The sequence below is a fragment of the Microbacterium sp. ZKA21 genome, assembly GCF_050434165.1.
GTDB lineage: Bacteria > Actinomycetota > Actinomycetes > Actinomycetales > Microbacteriaceae > Microbacterium.
In genome coordinates this window covers 122,874-147,989 of sequence record NZ_JBNPVV010000009.1, presented here as the reverse complement: position 1 = coordinate 147,989, position 25,116 = coordinate 122,874, and the positions used below count along the sequence as shown (strand labels likewise).

The 25,116-nt window shown below is 69.4% G+C and carries 28 protein-coding genes; 8 read left to right on the top strand and 20 right to left on the bottom strand.

The window, feature by feature from the left end; all coding sequences use genetic code 11:
* Positions 1-7: 7 nt before the first annotated feature.
* The 12 genes from gap to M2317_RS17030 form a co-directional block, all read right to left on the bottom strand.
* Complete coding sequence (gene gap, locus M2317_RS17085; RefSeq protein WP_429462257.1) at positions 8-1,018, bottom strand: type I glyceraldehyde-3-phosphate dehydrogenase; 1,011 nt, start codon at positions 1,016-1,018, stop codon at positions 8-10.
* Positions 1,019-1,121: 103 nt separating this feature from the next.
* A complete protein-coding gene (locus tag M2317_RS17080; protein WP_429462255.1) occupies positions 1,122-1,748 on the bottom strand; it encodes a superoxide dismutase in 627 nt (208 codons plus the stop codon).
* Positions 1,749-1,891: 143 nt separating this feature from the next.
* A complete protein-coding gene (whiA, locus tag M2317_RS17075; RefSeq protein ID WP_264155052.1) occupies positions 1,892-2,869 on the bottom strand; it encodes a DNA-binding protein WhiA in 978 nt (325 codons plus the stop codon).
* Positions 2,870-2,937: 68 nt separating this feature from the next.
* On the bottom strand, positions 2,938-3,810 hold the full coding sequence (gene rapZ / locus M2317_RS17070) for an RNase adapter RapZ (RefSeq protein ID WP_429462252.1): 873 nt from the start codon (positions 3,808-3,810) through the stop codon (positions 2,938-2,940).
* 25 nt (positions 3,811-3,835) lie between these two features.
* Positions 3,836-5,734: an excinuclease ABC subunit UvrC gene (gene uvrC / locus M2317_RS17065; protein WP_429462250.1), complete on the bottom strand. Its 1,899-nt coding sequence runs from the start codon at positions 5,732-5,734 to the stop codon at positions 3,836-3,838.
* Complete coding sequence (gene uvrA / locus M2317_RS17060) at positions 5,734-8,622, bottom strand: excinuclease ABC subunit UvrA (RefSeq protein ID WP_429462248.1); 2,889 nt, start codon at positions 8,620-8,622, stop codon at positions 5,734-5,736. Before uvrA ends, uvrC begins: the two co-directional genes overlap by 1 nt.
* 70 nt (positions 8,623-8,692) lie before the next feature.
* Complete coding sequence (locus M2317_RS17055; protein ID WP_429462246.1) at positions 8,693-9,193, bottom strand: hypothetical protein; 501 nt, start codon at positions 9,191-9,193, stop codon at positions 8,693-8,695.
* A complete protein-coding gene (locus M2317_RS17050) occupies positions 9,190-10,482 on the bottom strand; it encodes a DUF58 domain-containing protein (RefSeq protein WP_429462244.1) in 1,293 nt (430 codons plus the stop codon). The genes M2317_RS17055 and M2317_RS17050 overlap by 4 nt, the downstream gene beginning before the upstream one ends.
* Complete coding sequence (locus M2317_RS17045; RefSeq protein ID WP_429462242.1) at positions 10,479-11,444, bottom strand: AAA family ATPase; 966 nt, start codon at positions 11,442-11,444, stop codon at positions 10,479-10,481. Before M2317_RS17045 ends, M2317_RS17050 begins: the two co-directional genes overlap by 4 nt.
* On the bottom strand, positions 11,441-11,953 hold the full coding sequence (locus tag M2317_RS17040; RefSeq protein WP_429462240.1) for a hypothetical protein: 513 nt from the start codon (positions 11,951-11,953) through the stop codon (positions 11,441-11,443). Before M2317_RS17040 ends, M2317_RS17045 begins: the two co-directional genes overlap by 4 nt.
* Entirely contained in the window at positions 11,950-12,645 is a 696-nt protein-coding gene (locus M2317_RS17035; RefSeq protein WP_429462237.1) for a DUF4129 domain-containing protein, read from the bottom strand. The genes M2317_RS17040 and M2317_RS17035 overlap by 4 nt, the downstream gene beginning before the upstream one ends.
* A gap of 108 nt (positions 12,646-12,753) precedes the next feature.
* Positions 12,754-13,188: a MarR family winged helix-turn-helix transcriptional regulator gene (locus M2317_RS17030; protein WP_429462235.1), complete on the bottom strand. Its 435-nt coding sequence runs from the start codon at positions 13,186-13,188 to the stop codon at positions 12,754-12,756.
* A 44-nt stretch (positions 13,189-13,232) separates the two neighbouring features.
* On the opposite strand from M2317_RS17030, the gene M2317_RS17025 reads away from it, so the two are divergent.
* A complete protein-coding gene (locus tag M2317_RS17025) occupies positions 13,233-13,475 on the top strand; it encodes a hypothetical protein (protein ID WP_429462233.1) in 243 nt (80 codons plus the stop codon).
* 40 nt (positions 13,476-13,515) lie between these two features.
* On the opposite strand, the gene uvrB is transcribed toward M2317_RS17025, so the two are convergent.
* Positions 13,516-15,594, bottom strand: a complete 2,079-nt coding sequence (gene uvrB / locus M2317_RS17020; RefSeq protein WP_429462231.1) for an excinuclease ABC subunit UvrB — start codon at positions 15,592-15,594, stop codon at positions 13,516-13,518.
* 89 nt (positions 15,595-15,683) lie between these two features.
* On the opposite strand from uvrB, the gene M2317_RS17015 reads away from it, so the two are divergent.
* Positions 15,684-16,304, top strand: a complete 621-nt coding sequence (locus M2317_RS17015; protein ID WP_429462229.1) for a DUF4126 domain-containing protein — start codon at positions 15,684-15,686, stop codon at positions 16,302-16,304.
* Between the two features lie 3 nt (positions 16,305-16,307).
* Here M2317_RS17015 and coaE read toward each other — a convergent pair whose 3' ends face one another.
* Complete coding sequence (gene coaE / locus M2317_RS17010; protein WP_429462226.1) at positions 16,308-16,907, bottom strand: dephospho-CoA kinase; 600 nt, start codon at positions 16,905-16,907, stop codon at positions 16,308-16,310.
* Between the two features lie 151 nt (positions 16,908-17,058).
* Between coaE and M2317_RS17005 the strand changes: the two genes are divergently transcribed.
* Together M2317_RS17005 and M2317_RS17000 are read left to right on the top strand one after the other, a co-directional pair.
* Positions 17,059-17,535 carry a MogA/MoaB family molybdenum cofactor biosynthesis protein gene (locus M2317_RS17005; protein WP_429462224.1) on the top strand — a complete coding sequence of 159 codons (477 nt, stop codon included), beginning with the start codon at positions 17,059-17,061 and terminating at the stop codon, positions 17,533-17,535.
* Positions 17,532-17,945 carry a molybdenum cofactor biosynthesis protein MoaE gene (locus M2317_RS17000; protein WP_429462221.1) on the top strand — a complete coding sequence of 138 codons (414 nt, stop codon included), beginning with the start codon at positions 17,532-17,534 and terminating at the stop codon, positions 17,943-17,945. Before M2317_RS17005 ends, M2317_RS17000 begins: the two co-directional genes overlap by 4 nt.
* A 54-nt stretch (positions 17,946-17,999) precedes the next feature.
* Here the strand turns inward: M2317_RS17000 and M2317_RS16995 are convergent, their stop codons facing one another.
* The 6 genes from M2317_RS16995 to M2317_RS16970 are packed head-to-tail and all read right to left on the bottom strand — an operon-like array spanning position 18,000 to position 21,884.
* Complete coding sequence (locus tag M2317_RS16995; RefSeq protein WP_429462219.1) at positions 18,000-18,236, bottom strand: MoaD/ThiS family protein; 237 nt, start codon at positions 18,234-18,236, stop codon at positions 18,000-18,002.
* Positions 18,233-18,469: a DUF6457 domain-containing protein gene (locus M2317_RS16990; RefSeq protein WP_429462217.1), complete on the bottom strand. Its 237-nt coding sequence runs from the start codon at positions 18,467-18,469 to the stop codon at positions 18,233-18,235. The genes M2317_RS16995 and M2317_RS16990 overlap by 4 nt, the downstream gene beginning before the upstream one ends.
* Positions 18,450-19,088 carry a molybdenum cofactor guanylyltransferase gene (mobA, locus tag M2317_RS16985; protein ID WP_429462215.1) on the bottom strand — a complete coding sequence of 213 codons (639 nt, stop codon included), beginning with the start codon at positions 19,086-19,088 and terminating at the stop codon, positions 18,450-18,452. Before mobA ends, M2317_RS16990 begins: the two co-directional genes overlap by 20 nt.
* Positions 19,076-19,540: a cyclic pyranopterin monophosphate synthase MoaC gene (gene moaC, locus M2317_RS16980; protein WP_429462213.1), complete on the bottom strand. Its 465-nt coding sequence runs from the start codon at positions 19,538-19,540 to the stop codon at positions 19,076-19,078. The genes mobA and moaC overlap by 13 nt, the downstream gene beginning before the upstream one ends.
* Positions 19,537-20,799, bottom strand: coding sequence for a molybdopterin molybdotransferase MoeA (locus M2317_RS16975; protein ID WP_429462210.1), 1,263 nt, complete (start codon positions 20,797-20,799; stop codon positions 19,537-19,539). Before M2317_RS16975 ends, moaC begins: the two co-directional genes overlap by 4 nt.
* A complete protein-coding gene (locus tag M2317_RS16970; RefSeq protein WP_429462207.1) occupies positions 20,766-21,884 on the bottom strand; it encodes a ThiF family adenylyltransferase in 1,119 nt (372 codons plus the stop codon). The genes M2317_RS16975 and M2317_RS16970 overlap by 34 nt, the downstream gene beginning before the upstream one ends.
* Positions 21,885-22,036: 152 nt before the next feature.
* Between M2317_RS16970 and M2317_RS16965 the strand changes: the two genes are divergently transcribed.
* Genes M2317_RS16965 through M2317_RS16950 form a run of 4 tightly spaced genes read left to right on the top strand, consistent with a single transcriptional unit; the run spans position 22,037 to position 25,096 of the window.
* Positions 22,037-22,453: a TOBE domain-containing protein gene (locus tag M2317_RS16965; protein WP_429462206.1), complete on the top strand. Its 417-nt coding sequence runs from the start codon at positions 22,037-22,039 to the stop codon at positions 22,451-22,453.
* Positions 22,450-23,229, top strand: coding sequence for a molybdate ABC transporter substrate-binding protein (modA, locus tag M2317_RS16960; RefSeq protein WP_429462204.1), 780 nt, complete (start codon positions 22,450-22,452; stop codon positions 23,227-23,229). Before M2317_RS16965 ends, modA begins: the two co-directional genes overlap by 4 nt.
* Entirely contained in the window at positions 23,226-24,014 is a 789-nt protein-coding gene (gene modB, locus M2317_RS16955; RefSeq protein ID WP_429462202.1) for a molybdate ABC transporter permease subunit, read from the top strand. The genes modA and modB overlap by 4 nt, the downstream gene beginning before the upstream one ends.
* On the top strand, positions 24,011-25,096 hold the full coding sequence (locus M2317_RS16950) for an ABC transporter ATP-binding protein (RefSeq protein ID WP_429462200.1): 1,086 nt from the start codon (positions 24,011-24,013) through the stop codon (positions 25,094-25,096). The genes modB and M2317_RS16950 overlap by 4 nt, the downstream gene beginning before the upstream one ends.
* The last annotated feature ends 20 nt before the right edge of the window (positions 25,097-25,116 follow it).

The window sequence follows — 25,116 nt, the reverse complement described above, 5'->3', positions numbered from 1 at the left end:
TCAGATCTCAGAGACGCTCTGCGACGTACTCGGTCAGGTCGACGAGACGGTTGGAGTAGCCCCACTCGTTGTCGTACCAGCTCGATACCTTGACCAGGTTGCCGCTGACGTTGGTCAGCGTGGAGTCGAAGATCGACGAGTGCGCGTTGTGCACGATGTCGCTCGAGACGATCTGGTCGGCGTTGTACTGCAGGAAGCCCTTGAGGCGGCCGTCGGCCGCAGCCTTCTGGTACGCGGCGTTGACCTCGTCGACCGTGAGGTCCTCACGCGTCGTGATGAGCGTGAGGTCGACGATCGAGCCGGTGGGAACCGGAACGCGGTACGACGAGCCGGAGAGCTTGCCGTTGAGCTCCGGCAGGACCTCGCCGATGGCCTTGGCGGCACCGGTCGACGCCGGGGTGATGTTGATCGCCGCAGCACGCGCGCGACGCAGGTCGCCGTGCGGGCCGTCCTGCAGGTTCTGGTCGGCCGTGTAGGCGTGCGCGGTCATCATGAAGCCGCGCTCGATCCCGAACGCCTCGTTGAAGACCTGAGCCAGCGGCGCGAGGCAGTTGGTGGTGCAGGACGCGTTGGAGATGATGTTGTGCGCGGCCGGGTCGTAGCTGTCCTCGTTCACGCCCATGACGAACGTGGCGTCGACGCCGGTGCCCGGAGCCGAGATGAGGACCTTCTTGGCGCCTGCCTCGATGTGCTTCTTGGCGAGTTCCGCCTTGGTGAAGAAGCCGGTCGACTCGATGACGATGTCGACGCCCAGCTCGCCCCAGGGGAGGTTGGCGGGGTCGCGCTCGGCGAAGGCCTTGATGGCCTTGCCGTTGACCGTGATGCTCTCCTCGTCGTGGCTGATCTCGGCGTCGAGGACACCGCCCACGGAGTCGTACTTCAGCAGATGCGCCAGCGTCTTGTTGTCGGTGAGGTCGTTGACAGCGACGATCTCGATGTCTGCGCCCTGCGCGAGAGCCGCGCGGAAGTAGTTTCGTCCGATACGGCCGAAGCCGTTGATGCCGATCTTGACAGACACTCAGGTCTCCCTGTTTCTCGTGCGCTCGCGCGCTGTGTTGATAGAGAATGCGTGGACGGCGGCGTCCCGACGGGCTCAACGTCCGTCGGGACGCCCGTCTTGATTACGACAGTACCAGCAGGCCGTTCGTCTGCTTGCGGGCGACGTCGAGGCGCTGAGCCACGTTCTCCCAGTTGGCGATGTTCCACGCAGCCTTGACGTAGTCCGCCTTGACGTTGAGGTAGTCGAGGTAGAACGCGTGCTCCCACATGTCCAGCTGGAACAGCGGGATGGTGCCCTGGGCGGTGTTGCCCTGCTGGTCGAAGAGCTGCTGGATGATCAGTCGCTCCGCGATCGGGTCCCAGCTGAGGACGGCCCAGCCGGAGCCCTGGATGCCCATGGCGGCGGCAGCGAAATGAGCCTGGAACTTCTCGAACGATCCGAAGAACTCCTCGATGGCCGCCTTCAGCTCGCCCTCCGGCTGTCCGCCGCCGTTCGGGGACAGGTTGGTCCAGAAGATCGAGTGGTTGACGTGGCCGCCGAGGTGGAAGGCCAGGTCCTTCTCGAGACGGTTCACGTTGGCGAAGTTGCCGGTCTCGCGAGCCTCGGCCAGCCCCTCGAGCGCTGCGTTCGCGCCGGCGACATATGCCGCGTGGTGCTTGTCATGGTGCAGTTCCATGATCTTGCCGCTGATGTGCGGCTCGAGGGCCGCAAAGTCGTACGGAAGGTCGGGAAGCGTGTAGGTCGCCATGTCGATTTCATCCAATCCGCGCCGCGCCGCGGCGCTTTCCGGTCCTCCGCGATGCCGAGATGCAGCACGGAGCAGACGGTTTCCATCCTAGTGACGGCAACGCGTCCCGGCAGGGGAACCTTCCCCGAGCGGCGAAGATTTCCCTAAACGTCGAGACCGGCCGGAACCGCGGCCTCGGTCCCGGGGATGCCCTCCACCTGCGCACGCTTGTCGGCCATCGCCAGGAGCCTGCGGATGCGTCCGGCGACGGCGTCCTTGGTCAGTGGCGGGTCGGCGTGATGGCCGAGCTCGTCCAGGCTGGCGTCGCGGTGCGACAGGCGCAGTTCTCCAGCGACTTTGAGGTGGTCGGGGACGTCCTCCCCGAGGATCTCCAGAGCACGCTCGACCCGTGCACAGGCGGCGACGGCGGCCTGCGCGGATCGGCGGAGGTTGGCGTCGTCGAAGTTGACGAGACGGTTGACGCCGGCGCGCACCTCGCGGCGCTGGCGCATCTCCTCCCACGCGGCCGCAGTGCCCGCGGCACCCATCTGCGTGAGGACGGATCGGATCGCCTCGCCCTCGCGGACGACGACCCGCGGCATCCCGCGGACCTCACGCGCCTTGGCCGCGACGCCGAGACGATGCGCAGCGCCGACGAGCGCCATGGCGGCCTCTGACGACGGGCAGGCGACCTCGAGCATGGCGGAGCGGCCGGGCTCCGAAAGCGAACCGGCGGCGAGGAACGCTCCGCGCCACAAGCCGGCGATCTCTTCGCGCGACCCGGTGGTCAGGCGGTTGGGCAGCCCGCGGACGGGGCGACGACGCTGGTCGAGGAGTCCGGTCTGACGCGCCAGGGTCTCCCCCGCGCCGATGACGCGAACGGCCCAGCGCGCTCCGTCACTCGAACTCGAGGACTGCACCTGGGCGATCTCGGGGCGCACGCCGTAGATCTCGGCGAGGTCCCTGGCGACACGACGCGCGAGCAGCTCGGCATCCACCTCTGCTTCGACGGCCACACGGCCCGCGATCGAATGCAGACCACCGGCGAACCGGAGGATCGCAGTGACTTCCGCGACGCGCACCGTAGGCGGCGCGTTCCGGATGCTGACCAGCTCAGCCTTGACGTCGGTGGTTAGTGCCACGACACTCCTTCTCGCTCTTCGCGCCGGATCGCGGCGCGAAGGACTAGCCTACTCGGCTCCGTCGCTCTCTATTCGCGACCGAGGTCGCGGTGGCGCACGTTCACGGCCACGCCCGGCACCTGCGCGAGGCGTCTGGCGAGCTCCTCGGACATCGCCACCGAACGGTGCTTGCCCCCGGTGCAGCCGATCGCGACCGTGGAATGGCTCTTGTTCTCGCGCTGGTAGCCCTCCAGGACCGGTACGAGCGCCTTCGCGTACGCATCGAGGAACTCCTGGGCGCCCTCGCGCGAGAGCACGTAGTCGCGCACCGCCTCGTCCTGACCGGTGAGACCGCGCAGCTCGTCGTTCCAGAACGGGTTCGGCAGGAAGCGCATGTCCGCGACGAGGTCGACGTCGGTCGGCAGCCCGTACTTGAACCCGAAGCTCAGCAGCGTGAGCCGGTGCCGCGCCGCTCCCTCCTCCGAGAACAGCTCGTTGGTCTTCGTGGCGAGCTGGTGGATGTTGAGGCTGGAGGTGTCGATGACGATGTCGGCGGCCTCGCGCACCAGCATGAGCCGGGAGCGCTCCAGACGGATGCCGTCGAGCAGCGTCCCGTCCTCCTGCAGGGGGTGCGGTCGGCGGACGGCCTCGAAGCGGCGCACCAGCACATCGTCCGATGCGTCGAGGAACAGCACCTGCACCGAACCGCGCGAGCGCAGCGTCCTGGCCACGTCCGGCAGATCGTCGAGGAGGTTGCGCCCTCGCACGTCGACGACGGCGGCGACCTTGGGCAGGGCTCCCCCGCCGAGGTCGGTCAGATCGAGCAGCGGGCGCAGCATCTGCGGGGGGAGGTTGTCGACGACGTACCAGCCGAGATCCTCGAGCGCGTTGCCGACCGTGGTGCGTCCCGCGCCGGACATGCCGGTCACGATCAGGAACTGACTCTGGTCCTCGCCTGTCATCGGTTCTCCTTCCCGTGGATCAACCCTATCGACTGGAGAGGTGCGCATGGATGCCCTGCGCGAGGGCGGGCCCGATCCCCTGGACCTCTTCGATCTCTGCGGTCGTCGCCGCACGCAACCGTGCCACCGATCCGAAGTGCTTGAGCAGCACCTTGATGCGCGCCGCGCCGAGACCGGGGACCTCGGCGAGTGTGCTCGAGATGTCGCGCTTGCGCCGCTTGCGCTGATGCGTGATGGCGAAGCGGTGCGCCTCGTCGCGCAGGCGCTGCAGCAGGTACAGCGCCTCGCTCGTGCGCGGCAGGATCACGGGGAAATCGTCACCGGGCAGCCAGATCTCCTCCAGCCGCTTGGCGATCCCGCACAGTGCGATCTCGGTGTGTCCGGCATCCTTCAGTGCACGTGCCGCCGCCGCGACCTGCGGCTGACCGCCGTCGACGAGCAGCAGCTGAGGCGGATAGGCGAAGCGCGGGCGACGACGGGTGGTGGTGACCTCGCCGTCCGCGAGCGGGTCCGCCGGTGCCTCCTCGTCCTCTTCGGGTGCGTCGAGATGGGCGAGCCGGCGGCGCAGCACCTGGTACATCGAATCGGTGTCGTCGGTCGTCTCGGCGATGTTGAACGAGCGGTACTGGTCCTTGCGGGGCAGACCGTCTTCGAAGACGACCATCGAGGCGACGACGTTCGTGCCCTGCAGATGCGAGATGTCGTAGCATTCGATGCGCAGCGGCGCCTCCTCGAGGCCCAGCGCATTCTGCAGATCAGTGAGCGCCTGGGTGCGAGCGACATAGTCGCTCGTGCGCTTGGTCTTGTGACGGATCAGCGCCTGCTGCGCGTTGAGCGTCGCCGTGCGCATGAGCTCGGCGCGCTGCCCGCGCTGCGCGACGGCGATCTCGAGCCTGCGTCCACGCCGCCCGCGCAGCCATTCCTCGAGCTCGGCCGTGTCGTCGGGCAGCGTCGGAACCAGGATGCGCCGTGGGATCTCACCGTCGGCCGCTTCGCCGTACACGCGCTGCAGCACCTGATCGACGAGCTCGCCTGAGGAGACGTCGATCTCCTTCTCGATCGTCGATGCCCGCACACCGCGGACGCGGCCGCCGCGGATCACGAACTGCTGCACGGCGGCGGAGAGCTCATCCTCGGCGATGCCGAAGAGATCGGCGTCCTCATCAGCCGGGAGCACGAGCGCGCTCTTGCCGAGGACCGCCTCGATCGCGGAGAGCTTGTCCCGGTACTTCGCCGCCGATTCGTAGTCCATCGCCGCCGATGCCTCGCGCATGCGCCTGGTCAGCTCCCGCGTGAACCGCTCGTCGCCGCCCGCCATGAAGGCGACGAAGTCGTCGACCATCGCACGGTGCTCCTCGATCGTGCAGGTCATCGAGCACGGACCGCCGCACTTGCCGATCTGGCCGGGGAAGCACGGTCGCCCGGTCTGCATCGCCCGTTTGTAACTGGCGTCGCTGCACGTGCGGATGGGGAACGCCTTGACCATCAGGTCGATGGTCTCGTGCACAGCCCACACCTTCGGGAACGGTCCGAAGTAGCGCGCGCCGGGGATCCTGCGGTTGCGGGTCACGATGACGCGCGGCGCTTCGTCGGCCAGCGTGATCGCCATGAACGGATAGGACTTGTCGTCCTTGTAGCGGACATTGAACGGCGGATCGAACTCCTTGATCCACATGTACTCCAGCTGAAGGGAGTCCACATCGGTCGGGACGACCGTCCACTCGACGGATGCCGCAGTCGTCACCATGCGGCGCGTGCGCTCATGTAGTGTCCGCAGCGGCGCGAAGTAGTTCGACAGGCGCTGGCGAAGATTCTTCGCCTTGCCGACGTACAGCACCCGACCCTGCGCGTCGCGGAAGCGGTACACCCCGGGATCGGTCGGGATCTCGCCCTGCTTGGGCTTGTACGGCAGGACGTCCGCCATCAGCCGGCCTTCCGCGCCTGGCGCCCTCCACCGAGGATCTCGGCGAGGAACTGCCCGGTGTGGCTGCCCTCGATCGCCGCGATGTGCTCCGGCGTCCCCGTCGCCAGGATCTCGCCGCCGCCCGAGCCGCCCTCCGGACCGAGATCGATGACCCAGTCCGCCGACTTGATCACATCGAGATTGTGCTCGATCACGATCACCGTGTTGCCCTTGTCGACCAGGCCGTTCAGCACTTCGAGCAGTTTGCGGACGTCTTCGAAGTGCAGGCCGGTGGTCGGCTCGTCGAGGACGTAGATGCTGCGCCCGTTGCTGCGGCGCTGGAGTTCGGTAGCGAGCTTGACGCGCTGGGCCTCACCGCCGGACAGCGTGGTCGCCGACTGCCCGAGGCGCACGTACCCGAGGCCGACATCGACGAGCGTCTTCATGTAGCGATGGATCGCCTGGATCGGCTCGAAGAACTCGGCGGCCTCCTCGATCGGCATCTCGAGCACCTCGGCGATGTTCTTGCCCTTGTAATGCACGGCGAGCGTGTCGCGGTTGTACCGCTTGCCGTGGCACACCTCGCAGTCGACGTACACGTCGGGGAGGAAGTTCATCTCGATCTTGATCGTGCCGTCGCCCGAGCACGCCTCGCAGCGTCCGCCCTTGACGTTGAAGCTGAATCGTCCTGGCTGATACCCGCGGACCTTCGCCTCCGGTGTCTCGCTGAACAGCGTGCGGATGCGGTCGAAGACGCCCGTGTAGGTGGCCGGGTTCGACCGCGGCGTGCGGCCGATTGGCGCCTGGTCCACGTGGATGACCTTGTCGAGATTGTCGAGGCCGGTCACGCGGGTGTGCTTGCCCGCCAGCGACCGCGCACCGTTGAGCTTGGAGGCGAGCACTCGGTAGAGGATGTCGTTGACCAGCGACGACTTGCCGGAGCCGCTCACACCGGTCACGGCCGTGAGCACACCGAGAGGGAACTCCGCGTCGACGTTCTTGAGGTTGTTCTCGCGCGCACCGACGACCTTGAGCATGCGTCGCTTGTCGAGCTTGCGCCGCTTGTGCGGAGTCGGGATCTCGCGGCGGCCCGCGAGGTAGTCGCCCGTCATCGAGTCCTTCTCGCCGAGCAGCGCCGTGTACGGACCGGAGTGCACGACGTCACCGCCGTTGACGCCTGCACCGGGGCCGATGTCGACGACCCAGTCGGCCGCTTCGATGGTCTCTTCGTCGTGCTCGACGACGATCAGCGTGTTGCCGAGGTCGCGCAGCGTGAGCAGCGTCTCGATGAGGCGCCGGTTGTCACGCTGGTGCAGGCCGATCGACGGCTCGTCGAGGACGTACAGCACTCCGGTGAGCCCGGAACCGATCTGCGTGGCCAGGCGGATGCGCTGCGCCTCGCCACCGGACAGCGAGCCGGCCGAGCGGCTCAGATTGAGATACGACAGGCCCACCTGCAGCAGGAAGTCGAGTCGCAGGCGGATCTCGCGCAGCACCTGGGCCGCGATCTTCGCCTCGCGATCGGTGAGCGTGAGCTGCTCCATGAACGACCGCGCCTCGGCGAGGCTGAGGTGCGAGACCTCGGCGATCGAATGACCGTGCACCTTCACCGCGAGCACCTCGGGCTTGAGCCGATTGCCGTCGCACACCGGGCACGGCACCTCGCGCAGGTACTCGCCCCACCGTGCGCGCTGCGTGTCGCTCTCGGCCTGCGCGTACTGGCGCTCGATGTACGGCACGACGCCTTCGAAGCCGGATGCGTACCGCATCTCGCGACCGTACCGGTTCTTCCACTTGACGGTGACCTTGTAGTTGTCGCCGCGCAGGATCGCATCCTGCACGTCGACGCGCAGGTCGCGCCAGGGCGTGTCGAGGTCGAAGTTGAGGTCGCGCGCGAGCCCTTCGAGCAGCCGCTCGTAGTACTGGAACAGCCCCTTGCCCTGCGTCGTCCAGGGGATGATCGCGCCCTCGCGGATCGACAGCTGCTCGTCGCCGAGCATGAGCTCGACGTCCACCGACATGCGCGTGCCGAGGCCGGAACACGACGGGCAGGCTCCGAACGGCGCGTTGAACGAGAACGTGCGGGGCTCGATCTCGGTGAGCGTGATCGCGTGCCCGTTGGGGCATGCCAGCTTCTCGGAGAACGACTGCCACGCGGCATCCCCCTCCTCGTCGACGAAGTTGATCTGCAGCACGCCGCCGGCGAGCCCCAGCGCGGTCTCGACCGAGTCCGTCACACGTCCGAGGATGTCGTCGGAGGCGACGAGGCGGTCGACGACCACGGCGATGTCGTGCTTGTAGCTCTTCTTGAGCGTCGGCGGCTCGGCGAGCTGGATCAGGTCGCCGTCCACGATGGCGCGGGAGTAGCCCTTGGCGCCGAGCTCGCGGAAGAGATCGACGAACTCGCCCTTCTTCTGCGACACCACCGGAGCCACGATCTGGTAGCGGGTGCGCTCGGGGAGCTCCATGAGCTGGTCGGCGATCTGCTGCACGGTCTGGCGCTGGATGCGCTCACCGCATTCCGGGCAGTGCGGGATGCCGATGCGCGCCCAGAGCAGACGCATGTAGTCGTAGATCTCGGTGATGGTTCCCACCGTCGAGCGGGGATTGCGGTTGGTCGACTTCTGGTCGATCGAGACCGCAGGGCTCAGACCCTCGATGAAGTCCACATCCGGACGGTCGACCTGACCGAGGAACTGGCGCGCATAGGCGCTCAGCGACTCGACGTAGCGGCGCTGGCCTTCGGCGAAGATCGTGTCGAACGCGAGGCTGGACTTGCCGGAACCGGACAGCCCGGTGAAGACCACGAGCGAGTCGCGCGGGATGTCGATGTCGACGTTCTTGAGATTGTGGACGCGGGCACCGCGAACACTGAGTTTTCCTGGAGTGGAGACGGGGACGATGGGCACCGGACAAGTCTAAGAGGGGCCACGGACATCGGCGCCGATAGCGCTCTCAGGCTCGGCTCCACGAGGTGGTTCAGCGCCGCACGTGCCGCAGCAGCAGCGCCGCCGCGGCGACGACGGCCACCGCTCCGACGGGCGCGAGCCAGGGAACGCCCGCCCCCGCAGCGGACGGCAGCAGCACGGCGACGATCGCGAGGGCCTGCGCGATCACCTGGACGCCGACGAAGCGCACCGCGGTCGGTCGCAGCGCCCGCAGTGCGATCCGCGAGCGGGCAGGCATCGTCAGGCTCATCGTCGCGAGAACGTGGCCGAGGTGCACGATCAGCACGGCGAGGCACGCGCGACCGGGATCCACGGGTTGTGTGATGAGGGCAAACGGCACGACGATCAAGGCGAACCACGCCCCGCCGGTCTGCGGCAGGACGGCTCCGACGCCGACCAGGATCAGGGCGATGATCTGCCACACGATGCCCGGCGCCAGCAGCCAAGCGCCGCCGGCGACCACGACGACGAGGGTGATGCGGATGAGCACCCCGGAGACCGCCGCGCCGATGTCGAGGACGTCGTCGCTCATCGCACACCCCCGGCCCTGGCCAGAGCGAGTGCCCCGATCGTACCCGCCGCTGCGGCATCCCACCGTACGATCTCGACCCCGGCGGCACCGAGATCGTGGAACATGTCGTCGCGCTCCGCGAGGACGATGCGCAGAGCGAGGCTCTGCTCGGTGGACAGCCGTGCACGGTCCAGCGCCGGCAGAGTGTCGACGGCGAGGACGCGGTGTCCGGATGCCCGCCACATCAAGGCGAGCTCGGCTGCGGCGCCGTCGAAGAAGGTCGACAGCACGGCGATCACCGAGCCGTGCGGCACTGGCGGCGTGCGCCGGTAGCGGCTGTCGTCGCCGGCCTGCCCCGTGCCTGCGATCTCTGCGACGACGCGCGCGAGATGCCTGGCACCGGTCCCGCTGCGCAGCGACCGCCCGCCCTGCACGAGCACGTGGTAGGCGACACGATCCCCCACCGAGATCGCAGCCGTGGCCAGCGCGCGTGCAGCCTCACGCGCGTTGTCGAGCGATGTGGTGCCGCTGCGCTCGAGGTCGCCGCTCCCCCATGTGGCGACGACCTCGCCCAGGTCATCGGCCGCATCGACGGCGATCACGACAGACGCATCGCTGAGCGAATTCGTCCGGCGGACGAACAACTCGCCCGGCCGGCGTGCCGCGCGTGCCGTTGCGCGCCAGTCCACGCGCCGCAGCTCGTCGCCCGGCGCGAACGGATGGATGTCGCGGAAGTCGCCGCCCTGACCTGCGCGGGACCCCTCGTGCGCACCGTGCAGCCCCGTCAGTCGCGGAGCCAGCGGAAGCGCCGGCAGGTCTCGGGATGCCGGGGCCACTGCGCGTCGATGAACGACGATCCCCCAGTCGCCGCCGGCGAGAGCGCCGTCGCCGCCGAGGCTCCGGCCGCTGACGCGGACGGCGTCGATCGGACCGGAGTGCCGGCTCCGACTGTGCGCTCGGATCGTCGCCCGACCGGGCACGAACACGCGGCGCCTGCGCCGTGCGGACTGCACGATGAGCAGTTCGGCGAGCTCGGCATCCGTGTCGAGCGTGATCACATCGTTCAGGGCGCCGGCCCTCGTGTCCGCCGCTGCGCGAACGCTGACCGGTGCGTCCTCCCGTGCTGCGGGTCGGCGGCGTTCGGCATCCACCACGAGCAGCGACCAGATGGCCAGCGGTGCGGCGAGGGCGATCACGTCCGGGCGCGACAGCGCGAGACCGGTTCCGGCGAGGGCGACCGCGGCGCCGACCCCGATCAGGAGCGCCGGCGTCCGCAGCCAGCGCCGGGAAGGCGTGCGCTCCCAGTTCACGGCGCGGCGCCCACCGTCGGCGGAACGGCCACCTCGGAGAGCACCCCCATCACGATGCGCGCCGGCTCGATGCCCTGCGCCCACGCCTGCGGCGTGAGCGTGAGCCGGTGCGCGAGCACCGGAACGGCGATGCGCTTGATGTCGTCCGGGCGGACGTAGTCGCGCCCGTCCAGCGCCGCCAGGGCGCGTCCGAGCAGCAGCAGCGACTGCGAACCGCGCGGCGACGCTCCGACCGCGACGTTCTGAGCCGCGCGCGTCGCGCGGGCGAGATCGACGCAGTACCGCGCGACATCCGGATCGACGTGGATCGCCTCGACCGCGGCCTGCACCTCGCGCAGCCGGGCCGCATCGATCACGGCATCGACGCTGGTCTCCTCACGCTGACGCCGGACCCGGCCGAGCAGGATCTCGGTCTCGCCCTCAGGATCCGGGTAGCCGACCGACAGGCGCACCATGAAGCGGTCGAGCTGCGCTTCCGGCAGCGCGTAGGTACCCTCGTACTCGATCGGGTTGGCGGTCGCGATCACGTGGAACGGACGCGCCAGCTGATAGCTGTTGCCCTCGACCGTGACCTGCCGTTCGGCCATGGCCTCGAGCATCGCCGATTGCGTCTTCGGCGTCGTCCGGTTGATCTCGTCGGCCAGGAGCAGACCGGTGAAGATGGGGCCGGGACGGAAGACGAACTCGCCGGTATCCGGTGCATAGACGTACGAACCGGTGACATCACCTGGGAGCATATCCGGCGTGCACTGCAGCCGCCGGAAGTCCAGTCCGAGGGCCGAGGCCAGGCTGCGCGCCGCCAGCGTCTTGCCGAGCCCCGGCACGTCTTCGAAGAGCACGTGCCCGCCCGCGAGGATCGTCGCGAGTGCGATCTCGAGAGTGTCGTCCATTCCGACGACGACCGTGCGGACGGCGTCGAGGACGCGACGCCCGGTGTCCGCGATCTCGGTGGTATTCGTCATGCGCGCTCCTGCTTCCTGGTCGGCGGCTGGGTTGTCGGTTCGTGCGGCGCCTCGGATGCCGTGACCAGCCGGTCCGCGGCATCCAGAGCGCTCCTGATATCGGCGTTCTGCACCTGGCGACTGCTCAGCCGCTGCCAGAGGCCGACGCCGAGCAGCCCATCGATGCGCGCAGCCTGGGCTGGATCATCCACGTCGAGACCGCGCCGTGCGAGCCGACGGCGCAGCAGGGCGCGCACGCGCCGGCTGACGATCTCGCCCGCGACGCCGGTGCGGGGATTGAAGGCCCAGGCGAGGCGCGAGATCTCTGATCCGCGCGTCGCGGGCGACTGCTCGTGGCGCGGCCCGTCCTCGATGACGGCCTCCGCTCCGCGCAGCACCGCCAGCAGGACGACCGCACCGGCGAGCACACCGCCGCTCAAGGCGAAGAGGGGTTCCAGACCGAACAGCATCAGCGCGACAGTGGCGCCCACCATGACGACACCGGCGGTGATCCATCGTCGCAGCGTCATCGCCAGCCCTCCTGGATCGCGGCGAGCGTCTGCCGCGCCTGGGCGCGATCCGCTTCGTCCGCCGTGCGGCCCGCGAATCGGACGCGCTCGTAGAGGCGCAGCAGCGTCTGTGCGTCGACCGCCACGTCCGAGCGGTGCGTGATGACCCGCAGTGCGAACTCGGCGGGCGTCTCGGTGCGCCCCCGGATGATGCCCGCTTCGGAGGCGCTCTCCTCCAGGCCCACCCACGCCGCGATGATGGCATCCGATGGGGCGGCGTGCTCATCGATGATGCGCAGGGCAGCCGCGATGCCGCGACGGATCGTCGGCGCCGCGGTCTCGGGATCGGGCTCGGGCGACACGGCGAAGCTCTCGTCGTCGCCCGCCTGATCGACGTCCCGTCGCGGAATGCGAGCGGCCCAAGCACGCAGGAGCGCGCGGATGACGAGGAACAGCAGCAGCGCCCCGACCGCACCGGTGACCACCATGAGGATGATCGTGACGACCGTCGCCGCCGTCTCGTTCTCGGGCAGCGGGGTCTGCGTGGGCATCGGCAGCGGAGTCTGACCAGGAGCATCGGTCATCGTGGGCAGCGGGACAGGTCCGGAGTCGAAGTCCGGCGGGTCGAACCGCGCAGGACCCTGCAGGGAAGCCGCCGCCATCACGACCAGCAGCAGTGCGACGATGGCGCCGATCCCCAGGAGCCGTCTCATGCGTGCTCGAGACGGAGACGGAGAGCGCGCATGGTTCCACCCTAGGAGACGCACCCGCCGGAGAACCGGCCTGTGGACGGATCGGATGCCGTGGCGCGCGGCGGATCGCTAGGAACGCCGCCCGGCGAAGGGCTGCAGCGCGTCGCGCAGAGCGCTGATCTCCGAGACGCCCATCCCCACCGCTGCCATCACCTGCGGCGGGACATCGAGCGCCTTGTCGCGCAGCTCCTTCCCGGCGCCTGTGAGGACGATGTCCAGGCGGCGCTCGTCGTCCGTGCTCCGCCTGCGAGCGAGGAGCCCGTCGGCCTCCAGCCGTTTGACCAGCGGCGAGACCGTCGCCGGGTCGAGCGCGAGGTCGGCCGCGAGGTCGTTGAGACTGCGAGGCGCACGCTCCCAGAGCGCCAGCATCACGAGGTACTGCGGATGCGTGAGTCCGAGCGGCTCGAGGATGGGACGGTAGATCGCCACGACGTTGCGCGCCGCCGTCACCAGCGCGAAGCAGAGCTGGTTGTCGAGTCGGAGCAGGTCATCGGCGTCGGTCACGTCTTGAGTATACGAGTGCACAAATACTTAGTACACTAAGAAACATGGCCAGGAACCCCGATCGTCCTCCACTTCGCATCCGAATCCGCGAGGCGGGAGGACTGTATGCGTGGTTCAACACGAACCTGATCCGCTTCGCCGGTCCCGCCTCCGTCGGTCCGTACGAGTCGACCCCGCCGCCCAGCGCCGCTGAGCGCGCGGAACGCGGGTGTCCGCTCTGCGGCGCACCGATGACGCAGCACGAGATCGACCGCTCAGGGCCGAAACCGCTGATGCACTGCCCGTGAGGCGGCTTCACCCGCCTGCGACGGCGATGGAGGGGCCACCTCAGGCGTGCCCCGCGTTCTCCATCGCCCGCAGTTCCTTCTTCAGGTCCTGAACCTCGTCGCGCAGACGCCCGGCGAGCTCGAACTTGAGCTCCTCCGCCGCCGCGAGCATCTGATTCGACAGATCATCGATCATCGCCTCGAGCTGCTCGGCGCCCTCGGCGGCGATGCCCTCGCGACGCAGGTTCGGCGTCGGCGACTTGCCCCGGCCGCTCTTGCCCGCCTTGGTGCGTCCCGAGCGCATGTCCGCGGTGTCGGCCGCCTCGCGGGCCAGCACCTCGGTGATGTCGGCGATGCGTTTGCGCAGCGGTTGCGGATCGATGCCGTTCGCGGTGTTGTAGGCGATCTGCTTCTCGCGTCGCCGATCGGTCTCCTCGATCGCCTTGGCCATCGAGTCCGTGATGCGATCGGCGTACATGTGCACCTGACCGGACACGTTGCGTGCCGCGCGACCGATCGTCTGGATCAGAGACGTCCCTGAACGCAGGAACCCCTCCTTGTCGGCATCCAGGATCGCCACGAGCGAGACCTCGGGAAGATCGAGACCTTCACGGAGCAGGTTGATGCCGACGAGGACGTCGTAGACGCCCGAGCGCAGCTCGCTGAGGAGCTCGACGCGTCGCAGGGTGTCGACGTCGGAGTGCAGATAGCGCACGCGCACCCCGTGCTCGCCGAGGAAGTCCGTGAGTTCTTCGGCCATCTTCTTGGTGAGGGTGGTGACGAGCACGCGTTCATCGCGCGCAGCGCGCAGCCGGATCTCCTCGAGCAGGTCATCGATCTGTCCCTTGGACGGCTTGACGACGATCTCCGGGTCGATGAGTCCGGTCGGACGGATGATCTGCTCGACCACACCATCGGCGATGCCCATCTCGTACTTGCCCGGCGTCGCCGACAGGTACACCGTCTGACCGACGCGGTTCTTGAACTCATCCCAGCGCAGCGGCCGATTGTCCATCGCGCTCGGCAGTCGGAAGCCGTGCTCGACGAGGGTGCGCTTGCGCGAGGCATCCCCCTCGTACATCGCGCCGATCTGCGGCACCGTCACGTGCGACTCGTCGATCACCATCAGGAAGTCGTCGGGGAAGAAGTCCAGCAGCGTGTGCGGTGGCTCCCCCGCCTCTCGGCCGTCCATGTGCCGTGAGTAGTTCTCGATACCCGAGCAGAACCCGAGCTGCTGGAGCATCTCGAGATCGAACGTGGTGCGCATGCGCAGACGCTGGGCTTCGAGGAGCTTGCCCTGACGCTCTAACTCGGCGAGCCGCTCCTCGAGCTCGGCTTCGATGGTTCCGATCGAGCGCTGGATCACATCGGTTCCGGCGACGTAGTGGGATGCCGGGAAGATCGGCACGGCGTCGAGTCGCTCGATCACGTCACCGGTCAGGGGATGCAGGGAGTAGAGCGCCTCGATCTCATCGCCGAAGAGCTCGATGCGGATCGCGTGCTCCTCGTAGACCGGGATGATCTCGATCGTGTCGCCGCGGACGCGGAAGTTTCCGCGGGAGAAGTCGACGTCGTTGCGGTTGTACTGCATCGCGATGAAGTGGCGGATGAGTGCATCGCGGTCGTACCGCTCCCCCACCTGCAGCGCCACCATGGCACGCAGATACTCCTCCGGCGCACCGAGGCCGTAGATGCACGAGACCGTCGAGACCACCACGACATCGCGCCGCGAAAGCAGCGAGTTGGTCGTTGAGTGCCGCAGCCGCTCGACCTCGGCGTTGATGGATGAGTCCTTCTCGATGAAGGTGTCCGTCTGCGGGACGTACGCCTCGGGCTGGTAGTAGTCGTAGTACGAGACGAAGTACTCGATCGCGTTGTTCGGCATGAGGTCGCGGAACTCGTTGGCGAGCTGTGCGGCCAGGGTCTTGTTGTGCGCGAGAACGAGGGTCGGACGCTGCACCTGCTCGATGAGCCATGCCGTCGTCGCCGACTTGCCGGTGCCCGTGGCGCCGAGCAGCACGATGTCGGTCTCGCCCGCGTTGATGCGCGCGGCGAGGTCGGCGATCGCCTGCGGCTGGTCGCCGGCCGGAACGTATTCGCTGATGACCTCGAAGGGCCGGACGCTGCGCGTGGGTTGCATGCTTCCAGCGTAGGACGCCCCTCCGACGTCGAGGGCCGAACAGGGAGCCGCCCCCTGCCGATGTCGTCGCCCCGCCTTAGAGTGGAGCCGTGATCGAGTTCCTGATCGGCTCCAGCCTCGCGGCATCGGCAGGCCTGAACGCCTGGATGCCGCTGTTCCTGCTCGGGCTGGCGGATCGCTTCCTCCCGGCGGTCCAGCTGCCCACCGGGTGGTCGTGGCTGTCGAGCGACATCGCGCTGTGGATCCTCGGCGCGCTGCTCGTGCTCGAGATCATCGCCGACAAGATCCCCGCGCTGGATTCGATCAACGACGTGATCCAGAGCGTGCTGCGTCCGGCATCCGGAGGCATCGTGTTCGGTGCGGGTGCGAGCGCTCAGACCGTCGCGGTCGACGATCCGTCGGCGTTCTTCAGCGAGCGCACCTGGATCCCGATCATCGCCGGCGTCGTGATCGCCCTCATCGTGCACGCCACCAAGGCGACGGCTCGAATCGCCGCGAACACCATGACGGGAGGTCTCGCGGCTCCGGTGCTGAGCACAGCCGAGGACGGCGCGTCCTTCACGCTCGCCGTGCTCGCGATCGTGGCGCCGATCCTCGCGGCGCTCGTGCTCATCGGATTGATCGTGCTCGTCGTGATGCTGTTCCGGCGACGCCGGAGACGCAAGCAGGCGCAGACCGCAGCGATCGTCCCGCCGGCTCCGGCGGCGTGACGCTCAGGGGCGGTGCAGCCGCTCCCAGAGTCCATCCGCCTGTTCATCGGTCTGCTCCCTGGTCCCCGCGGTGTCGATGACGACATCGGCGATGGCCAGGCGCCGGTCGTCGGAGACCTGTGCGTCGATGCGCGCCTGCGCAGCATCCGCCGTCATCCCGCGCAGCTCCACGAGCCGGCGCAGGCGGACCTCTTCCGGCGCGTGCGCCACGACGATCAGATCCCACGGGTCGTCGACCCTGGCCTCGACGAGCAGTGGCACGTCGTACACGACGACCGCACTCGGGTCGGCGGCGAAGGCCGCGTCGAATCGGCGCTGCGATTCGGCGCGCACCGCGGGGTGCACGATCGCGTTGAGGCGCGCGAGCGCGTCCGCATCGCCGAAGACGCGCGCTCCGAGAGCGGCTCTGTCCAGCGCGCCGTCGTCGGCGATGACCGACGAGCCGAACGCCTCGGCGATCTCGTCCAGCACCGGAGACCCGACGGCCTGCACGTCCCGGACGATCTGATCCGCGTCGACGACGACGGCACCGCGCTGCGCCAGTCGAGCGGCGATCGTCGATTTGCCCGAGGCGATGCCGCCGGTCAGCGCGATGAGAGGCATGGGAACCATCCTGACATGCCGCCGCCGGTCGAAGGCGTCCCCGCTGCAGGCCCGACGACCGCTCGCCGGGCCCGAGCGGCGGTATCCGCCCGTCGCGCCAGGCGGCCTAGACTGACCGCAGCGCAGGAAGCGCGCGAAGACAGGAGATCAGGTGGCCAGAATCGCACGCGTCATCACCGTCTCGGACCGCTCGGCCGCGGGCGCTCGGGAAGACCTGTCCGGACCCACCGGTGCCGACCTGCTGACCGCCGCCGGATGGGATGCGCGCGTCGTGATCGTCCCCGATGAGCGCGAGCAGATCGCTGCCGCCATCCGCAGCGCTGTGGCCGAGGGCGCGCGCCTGATCGTCACGACCGGCGGGACCGGCGTCGGACCGAGGGATGCCACCCCGGAGGCGACGCTTCCGCTGCTGAGCCCTGCGATCCCCGGCATCGCCGAAGAACTGCGGCGCGTCGGCGCCGCCAAGGTGCCTACCGCGCTGCTGTCGCGCGGTGTCGCCGGCATCCATGGCGCGGCTCTCGTGGTCAATCTCGCCGGTTCGCCCGGTGCCGTCCGCGACGGCATCCCCATCGTCCTCGGGCTCGTCGACCACGTCCTCTCGCAGCGTGCCGGCGGTGACCACGCATGATCGTGCACACCGCCATCTCGGACGAGGATCTCGACGCCGCCGCCCATCTGGATGCCGTCGCCCACGACGCGGCCGGTGCGACCGCGCTGTTCGTCGGCACCGTGCGCGACCACGATCCCGGTGCTGCAGGCGAAGTCACTCGACTGGAGTACAGCGCCCACCCGGATGCTCTGACGACCCTGCGCGACCTCGCGGAGTCGGTCGACGCCGACGATCTGCGCATCGCGATCAGCCACCGCATCGGCGCGCTCAGCGTCGGAGAGATCGCCATCGTGTGCGCGGTCTCCAGCGGCCACCGCGCCGAGGCGTTCGACATCTCGCGCGCGCTCGTCGAGAAGGTCAAGGCCGAACTGCCGGTGTGGAAGCGCCAGGTCACGGTCGACGGCACCACGAACTGGGTCGGGTTGTGACCCCGTCCCGCGGCTGACCGTTCACGGTCACGGCCGACGGTCACGGCCGAATGCTCACCCGCCCGCGAACGGCGGCAGCACGTCGACCGTCGCCGTGCCGGCGATCACGTGATCGTCGTCGACCGTCGCGCCGTCCACACGGATCGCACAGCGCTCGAGCACGCGCGCGAACTCCGTGCCGTGCTCAGTGCGCAGCGTCGTGAGCAGCTCGCCGAGCGTGGACTCCGCCGCGATCTGCTGTTCATCGCGCCCCGCGGCTTCCGCTGCCGCGGCGAAGAATCGGACTCTCATGCCCGGTCCGCGATCCGCGCCCGCACGACCGCGATGGCCTGCTCGAACGGCAGTCCCTGGGCGACCGCGCGGCCGATCAGGTAGGTGGAGATCGGGCCGGCCGGCCGCGTCACGCCGTGCGCGACCTCGCGCGTCACGTCCAGCAACTCGATGCTCGGCACATCGTCCTGCACGCCCAGCGCCGCCGCCAGCGCAGCGGTCCAGTCCGTGAGTTCATCCGGTGACTCGGTCATGCCGTCTCCCTTCCTCGCCTGCCCGGGATCGATCGGATGCCGCGCGGTACGTGAGGACATCATCCCAGGTGTCGAGGTCGACCGAGAACCCCTCAGGGTCATCGACCTCCCGCACGCGCAGTGCGGCGGTGAGTCGTCGCATCGCGACACCGTCCGCGCGCGGCAGCGCTGCTATCGCACGACGCAGGGCAGCCGTGCGATAGCGCCCTGCGAGCGGCTGCGCGCGACCGTCCGCGTCACGCAGCACCACGGCATCCACTCCGTCCGGCAGATCTACGTCGGACAGGAGCGCGATGATCCCGATCGCCCGCGGCAGGTCGCACGCGAGCACCCAGGTCTCCGCCACGTCGTCCGCCAGCTCTGCGATCGCCGCTGCAAGTGCCGCGACCGGGCCGCCGAACGGCGGATCCTCGCGCACGACGCGCACTCCGGGCCGCACGAGGTGATCGGGGCCGACCACGATGATCGGAGCGCAGGACTCGACCGCCTGCAGGACGCCGTCGACGAGCATCCGACCGTCGACCTCGACCCGTGCTTTGTCCGCTCCGTCCAGCCGCGTCGCGCGCCCGCCGGCGAGGACGATGGCGGCGCGGCGCGGCGCAGGGATCATCGCGTCCATTCCCCGCTCTTGCCGCCGGTCTTGCGCACGAGGCGCACGTTCTCGATCTCCACGGTCTTGTCCATGCCCTTGACCATGTCGATCACGGTCAGCGCGGTGACGCTGACGGCCGTGAGCGCCTCCATCTCGACGCCGGTACGGTCGGCTGTCCGCACCGTTGCGGTGATCTCCACCCCGCCGTCGACGATCTCGAGATCGACGGTCGCGCCGTGCACGCCGATGATGTGCGCGAGCGGAATCAGCTCGGCCGTCCGCTTGGCGCCCTGGATGCCGGCGATGCGCGCCACGGCGAGGACGTCGCCCTTGGGCGTCGAACCATCGCGCAGGGCGGCGATGACGTGCTCAGGGCAGCGGACCAGGCCGGTGGCCGTGGCACTGCGGATGGTCGGCTGCTTCTCTGTGACATCGACCATGCGGGCATGCCCGTTCTCGTCCAGATGCGTGAAGCTCACGGAATCTCCCTCTCTGTCGCGACCAGCATCACGTCGACGAGGTCGCCGGTCTCCACCCGCTCGGTGTCGGCGGGGACGATGGCGAGGTCGGTCGCGTGCGCGAGCGAGGCCACCAGGTGCGAGCCGCTTCCACCTGCGGATGCCGGGACGACGACGCCGTCCTCGATCACGACGGGCAGCACCTGGACGCGTCCCGGTGGGCAGCGCCAACTCGTCCCCGCCGCGAGCGTCACGTGCGGGCGGTACCGGTCGGCCCGCCCTGCCAGGGCCCGCACGGCCGGACGCACGAACATCTCGAAAGAGACGGCGACGCTGACCGGGTTGCCCGGCAGGCAGAACAGCAGCGTGCCGTCGTCGGCGACGCCGAATCCTTGCGGCTTGCCCGGCTGCATCGCGACGGCGTCGAAGCGCACCGGCCCGCGTCCGGAGCCGGCGACGTCCAGCACCGCCTTGACGACGTCGAACGCGCCGACGCTCGCCCCTCCCGAGAGCACCACGAGATCCGCGTCGACGGCCTCGAGTTCTGCGCGGAGCGCTGCTTCGTCATCCGGCACGCTGCCGACCCGGACCACGACCGCCCCGGCATCCCGCAGCGCTGCCGCGAGCAGGCGCGAGTTCGACTCCGGGATCTGACCGCGCTGCGGTTCGGATCCCGGCGTCACGAGTTCGGACCCGGTGGAGATCACGGCCGCGCGCGGTGCCGGATGGGCGATGACGCTGTCGTGCCCGGCCGACGCGATCGAGGCGAGCTGCCAGGGGCCGAGGAGGGCACCCGCGTCCACGACGACCGTTCCCGCGGCCGCGTCATCCCCCCGGCGACGGATGTGCGCGGCCGGTGCTGGTGCGCGCGTGATCGTGATCCGCTCGGGCGGGACGGCGCCGGTGAAGACGCCGAGATCGGTGTGCTCGACGGGGACGATCGCATCGGCATCCGTCGGAACGGCAGCGCCGGTCATGATGCGGACCGCCTCACCATCGCCGAAGCGCGGGTCCTCTGCCGAGCCCGCCGGCACGTCTCCGACGATGCGCAGCACCGCTCCTTCGACGGCGTCGGCCGCCCGCACGGCATAGCCGTCCATCGCCGAGTTGTCGAACAGCGGAACCGGCCATCGTGTCGAGACCGGCGACGCGAGCACGAGGTCCCGGGCGTCGTCGAGCGCGTGCTCGCGCGGAGTCAGGGGTGCGGCCGCCGCGAGGATGCGATCGCGGTGCTCGTCGAGCGGGATCATGAGTGCGCCGGCGCCATCTGCTCGGACCACGCCTGGTAGCCGCCGTAGAGCAGGAGGATCTCGGCATCCGGTGCCGCCGCCGCGATCACGGCGGCGGCGGCTCTGGCGCGCGGCCCGATCTGGCAGAACACCACCATCGGGCGATCGACGCCCACCTGCGACGGGTCCTCCCGGAGACGCCCGAGCGGAATCGAACGTGCCCCGGGAATGCTTCCCGCACGGAACTCCTCGTCCTCGCGCACGTCGAGCAGCAGGACGTCGCCGAGCCCTGCGAGCTCCCCCGGTGCGATGGTCCGTGCGGTCGGCCGCGAGTCGCGGGCAGACTCGGGATCCGTCGACGCCGGCATGGATGCCGGGACCAGCGGGACCTCTCGCGTGCGTGCCGAGAGCGCGTCGATCACGAGCATCCGCCCGAGGATCGGATCCCCGAGACCGCAGATGAGTTTGACGGCCTCGGCGGCCAGGAGCGCCCCCACTTGGCCGCACAGCGCTCCGAGCACGCCGGCATCCGCGCAGGACAGGACGTCCTCCGCCGGCGGGGCGGACGGGAAGACGTCCCGCAGCCGCACCGCCGCTCCCGCAGGCGGCCGCGACCAGAACAGCGTCGCCTGGGCGTCGAACCGGAGCACAGAGCCCCAGACGAGCGGGACGCCCAGCGTGTCGCACGCATCGGCGACCGCGTAGCGCGTGTCGAACGTGTCGCTGCCGTCGATCACGAGGTCGTATCCGGTCAGCATCCGCTGCGCATTCTCGGCGGTGAGCCGTTCGTCGACGCGGATCACCGTCGTGTGCGGCGAGAGGGCATGGATGCGTTCGGCGGCGACGAGTCCCTTCGGGCGGCTGACATCGGTCATGCCGAACAGCACCTGGCGCTGCAGGTTCGATGCGTCCACGACGTCGTCGTCGACGATGCCGATGGTTCCGACGCCGGCCGATGCCAGGTAGAGCAGCACGGGCGAGCCGAGTCCGCCGGCGCCGATCACGCAGACACGCGCGGCGAACAGTCGTCGCTGGCCGTCCGCGCCGATCTCGGGCAGTCGGATCTGTCGCGCCGCGCGCTCGGCCTCGCCGTCCGGCAGAGCGGATGCCGGGGCTACGAGCGGGGGGAAGGACATGATTCCCACGGTACCGCCCCGATGCCTCTCAGGCTGTTCCGATGTCCGCGGGTGGTTCAGTGAGCGCCAGGGTCGACGGCGAGGGCGCCAGACACGCATCTGCGGATGTTTTCACCCACTCATTGAGCATCTGCGGACCTATGATGACAATCATGACCACATTTCGGATTCGCGATGCGGCCCGGCTGCTCTCTGTCAGCGACGACACAGTGCGCCGTTGGATCGACAGCGGCCAGCTCGAGGCGCAGACGGATGCCTCCGGCCGCAGGGTCGTGGCAGGCACCGATCTCGCGGCGCACCTCACCCGCGCTCGCGGCGGACACGAGGATCCGCTCGAACGCGGCTCCAGCGCGCGCAACCGGTTCGTCGGGATCGTCACGGAGGTCATCTCGGACCGGGTCATGTCGCAGGTGGAGATCCAGTGCGGCCCGCACCGGGTCGTCTCGCTTATGTCCACCGAGGCAGTGAGCGACCTGGGCCTCGAAGTCGGCAGCCTCGCCACGGCGATCGTGAAGGCGACCACCGTGATCGTGGAGACCCCGCTCTCGACTGAGGGGGTGACGAAGTGAGGCGCCTGACCGGCATGGGCACCATTGCCGCCGCACTTGCTCTCCTGCTCACCGGATGCACCGGCGCACTGGCGGCTCCGGAAGCCACCACCGGCACACCGAACGAACCGGTCATCGTGTTCGCCGCGGCATCCCTCCAGAGCGCCTTCGACGAACTCGCGGACGCGTTCGCGGCCGATCATCCCGAGTTTCCCGTCGACGCGATCCGGTACGACGGGTCCCCGGCACTCGCGACGCAGATCATCGACGGCGCTGATGTCGATGTGATCGCCTTCGCGAACGAGTCGAGCCTCGTTCCGGTCACGGATGCCGGCCGCAGCGACGAGGGCGAGATCTTCGCGACGAACACGCTGCAGATCGCGGTGCAGCCGGGAAATCCGAAGGCCATCGCCGATCTCGACGATCTCGACGATCCGTCCCTCGCGGTCGTGCTGTGCGCACCCGAGGTTCCGTGCGGGGCCGCAGCGCACACTCTGCTCGATGCCGCCGACGTCTCGGTGACCCCGGCCAGCGAGGAGACGAACGTCACCTCCGTCGTGACGCGAGTGGCGAACGGCGAGGCGGATGCCGGCCTCGTCTACGCCACCGACATCGCTGCGGCGGGAGGCGATCTGGAGGGCATCGTCCCCACCGGAGCGGATGCCGTCGTCAACCGCTACCCCATCGCGATCGCGGAGGACGCGCCGTCGCCGGCCGCCGCACAGGCCTTCGTCGACTTCGTGCTCTCGGATGCCGGTCAGGAGATCCTCGCGGAGCACGGCTTCGGAGCGCCATGACACTGCCGCGCGGCCTGTTCGTTCCGGCGATCGCGGCGATCGCGCTCCTCGTCCTGCCGATCGTCGGACTGCTGTCCCGGGTGCGATGGGAGCGACTCGGCGAGGACCTGCTCTCCCCCGCGGCGCTCAACGCGCTCGGCCTCTCGCTGGCCACGGCCGCGTGCGCAACCGTCCTGTGCCTGCTGCTGGGAGGTCCGCTGGCGATCGTCATCGCACGGGCTCCCCGCCGCACCGCTGCTGTGCTGCGCACGATCGTGCTCGTGCCGCTGGTGCTGCCGCCGATGGTCGGCGGTCTCGCGCTGCTCGCGCTGCTCGGTCGCAGCGGCCTCGTCGGCAAGCCGTTGTTCGAGGCGACCGGTTTCAGCCTGCCGTACACGACCGCGGCGGTCGTCGTGTCGCAGGCGTTCGTCGCGCTGCCTTTCCTCGTGATCGCGTTGGAGGGAGCGCTGCGCACGTCGGGGGTCGGGCATGAGCAGGTGGCGGCCACTCTCGGCGCCGGGCGCTGGCGGGTGCTCGTGCGGGTGACGCTGCCGCTCGTGCTACCAGGGCTCGTCGCAGGGACGGTGCTGTGCTTCGCCCGTGCGCTTGGCGAGTTCGGAGCGACAGCGCTGTTCGCCGGCAACGCGGAGGGAATCACCCGCACGATGCCGCTCGCGATCTACACCGCGTACAACGGCGTCGGCGTGACCCAGGATTCCGCCGTCGCTTTGTCGCTGCTGCTGCTCGTCAGCGCCGCCGTGATCGTGAGCGGTCTGCGCTCGTGGCGAGAGGATGCCGTGCGATGACGCCTCCTCCGGCCGGGGCTCTGAGCGCCGACATCACCGTGGATCGCGCCGGCTTCCGTGCGGTCGCATCCATCGAGGTGGAGCCGGGCGGCCGGCTGGCCGTCCTCGGTCCGAACGGATCCGGAAAGTCCACCCTCCTCGGAGCCATCGCGGGACTGATCCCGATCTCGCACGGCTCCGTCGTGCTCGACGGTCGGCCCGTCGAACAGGCGGGCGAGATGCGGCTGCGGCCGGAGCAGCGGCGCATCGGACTGCTGGATCAGAAACCGCGCCTCTTCCCCCACCTCAGCGTCGGGCAGAACATCGCCTTCGGCCCTCGTGCTCGGGGCGCGGGGCGCGCCGAGACACGGGACGTCGTTCGCACGTGGCTGAGTCGGCTCGGCCTCGCCGATCGCGCGGATGTCGCGCCGCATGAGCTCTCGGGCGGGCAGCAGCAGCGAGTCGCGATCGCCCGCGCGTTCGCTGCGGAACCGCGACTGCTGCTGCTGGACGAGCCGTTCGCCGCCCTGGATGCGGAGAGCGCCCCGCAGGTCAGGCGACTGCTGTCGGATGAGCTGGCGCGCACCGGAACGGCGGCGATGCTCGTTACCCACGACCTCGCAGATGCGTGGCAGCTGGCCCGCGACTGCGTCGTGCTGCATGAGGGCCGCATCATCGAGCGCGGATCGCCCGCCGAACTCGCCGCCCGTCCGCGGCAGACGTTCACGGCCCGTCTGGCCGGTTTCGCCGTCGTCGAGGGATGCTGGACGGGCGCGGCCCTCGACATCGGCGACGGCATCCTGCTTCCGGCGCGAGCAGAGGGCGAACTGGAGCCGGGGGATGCCGCGTTCGCCGTGATCGCTCCTCAGGATGTCGGCACGCGGGCACACGGCGACGCGAGCCGGACGGGCGTGACGGCGCCATTGGTCTCGGTGTCGTCGCAGGCCGGCTCGCTGCGGCTGGAGCACCGCTCAGGACTCGCCGCCATCGCGCCGGTGGCCGAGTTCGCCGGGCGCGCGCTCCCCCGGGTCGGCGATGCGGTGCGGTTCGAGATCGATGCCGTCATCGTGCGTCGCGCGTCGGACGGTCGATCTCCGCGCTGAAACGCGGAACGGGCCGCCAC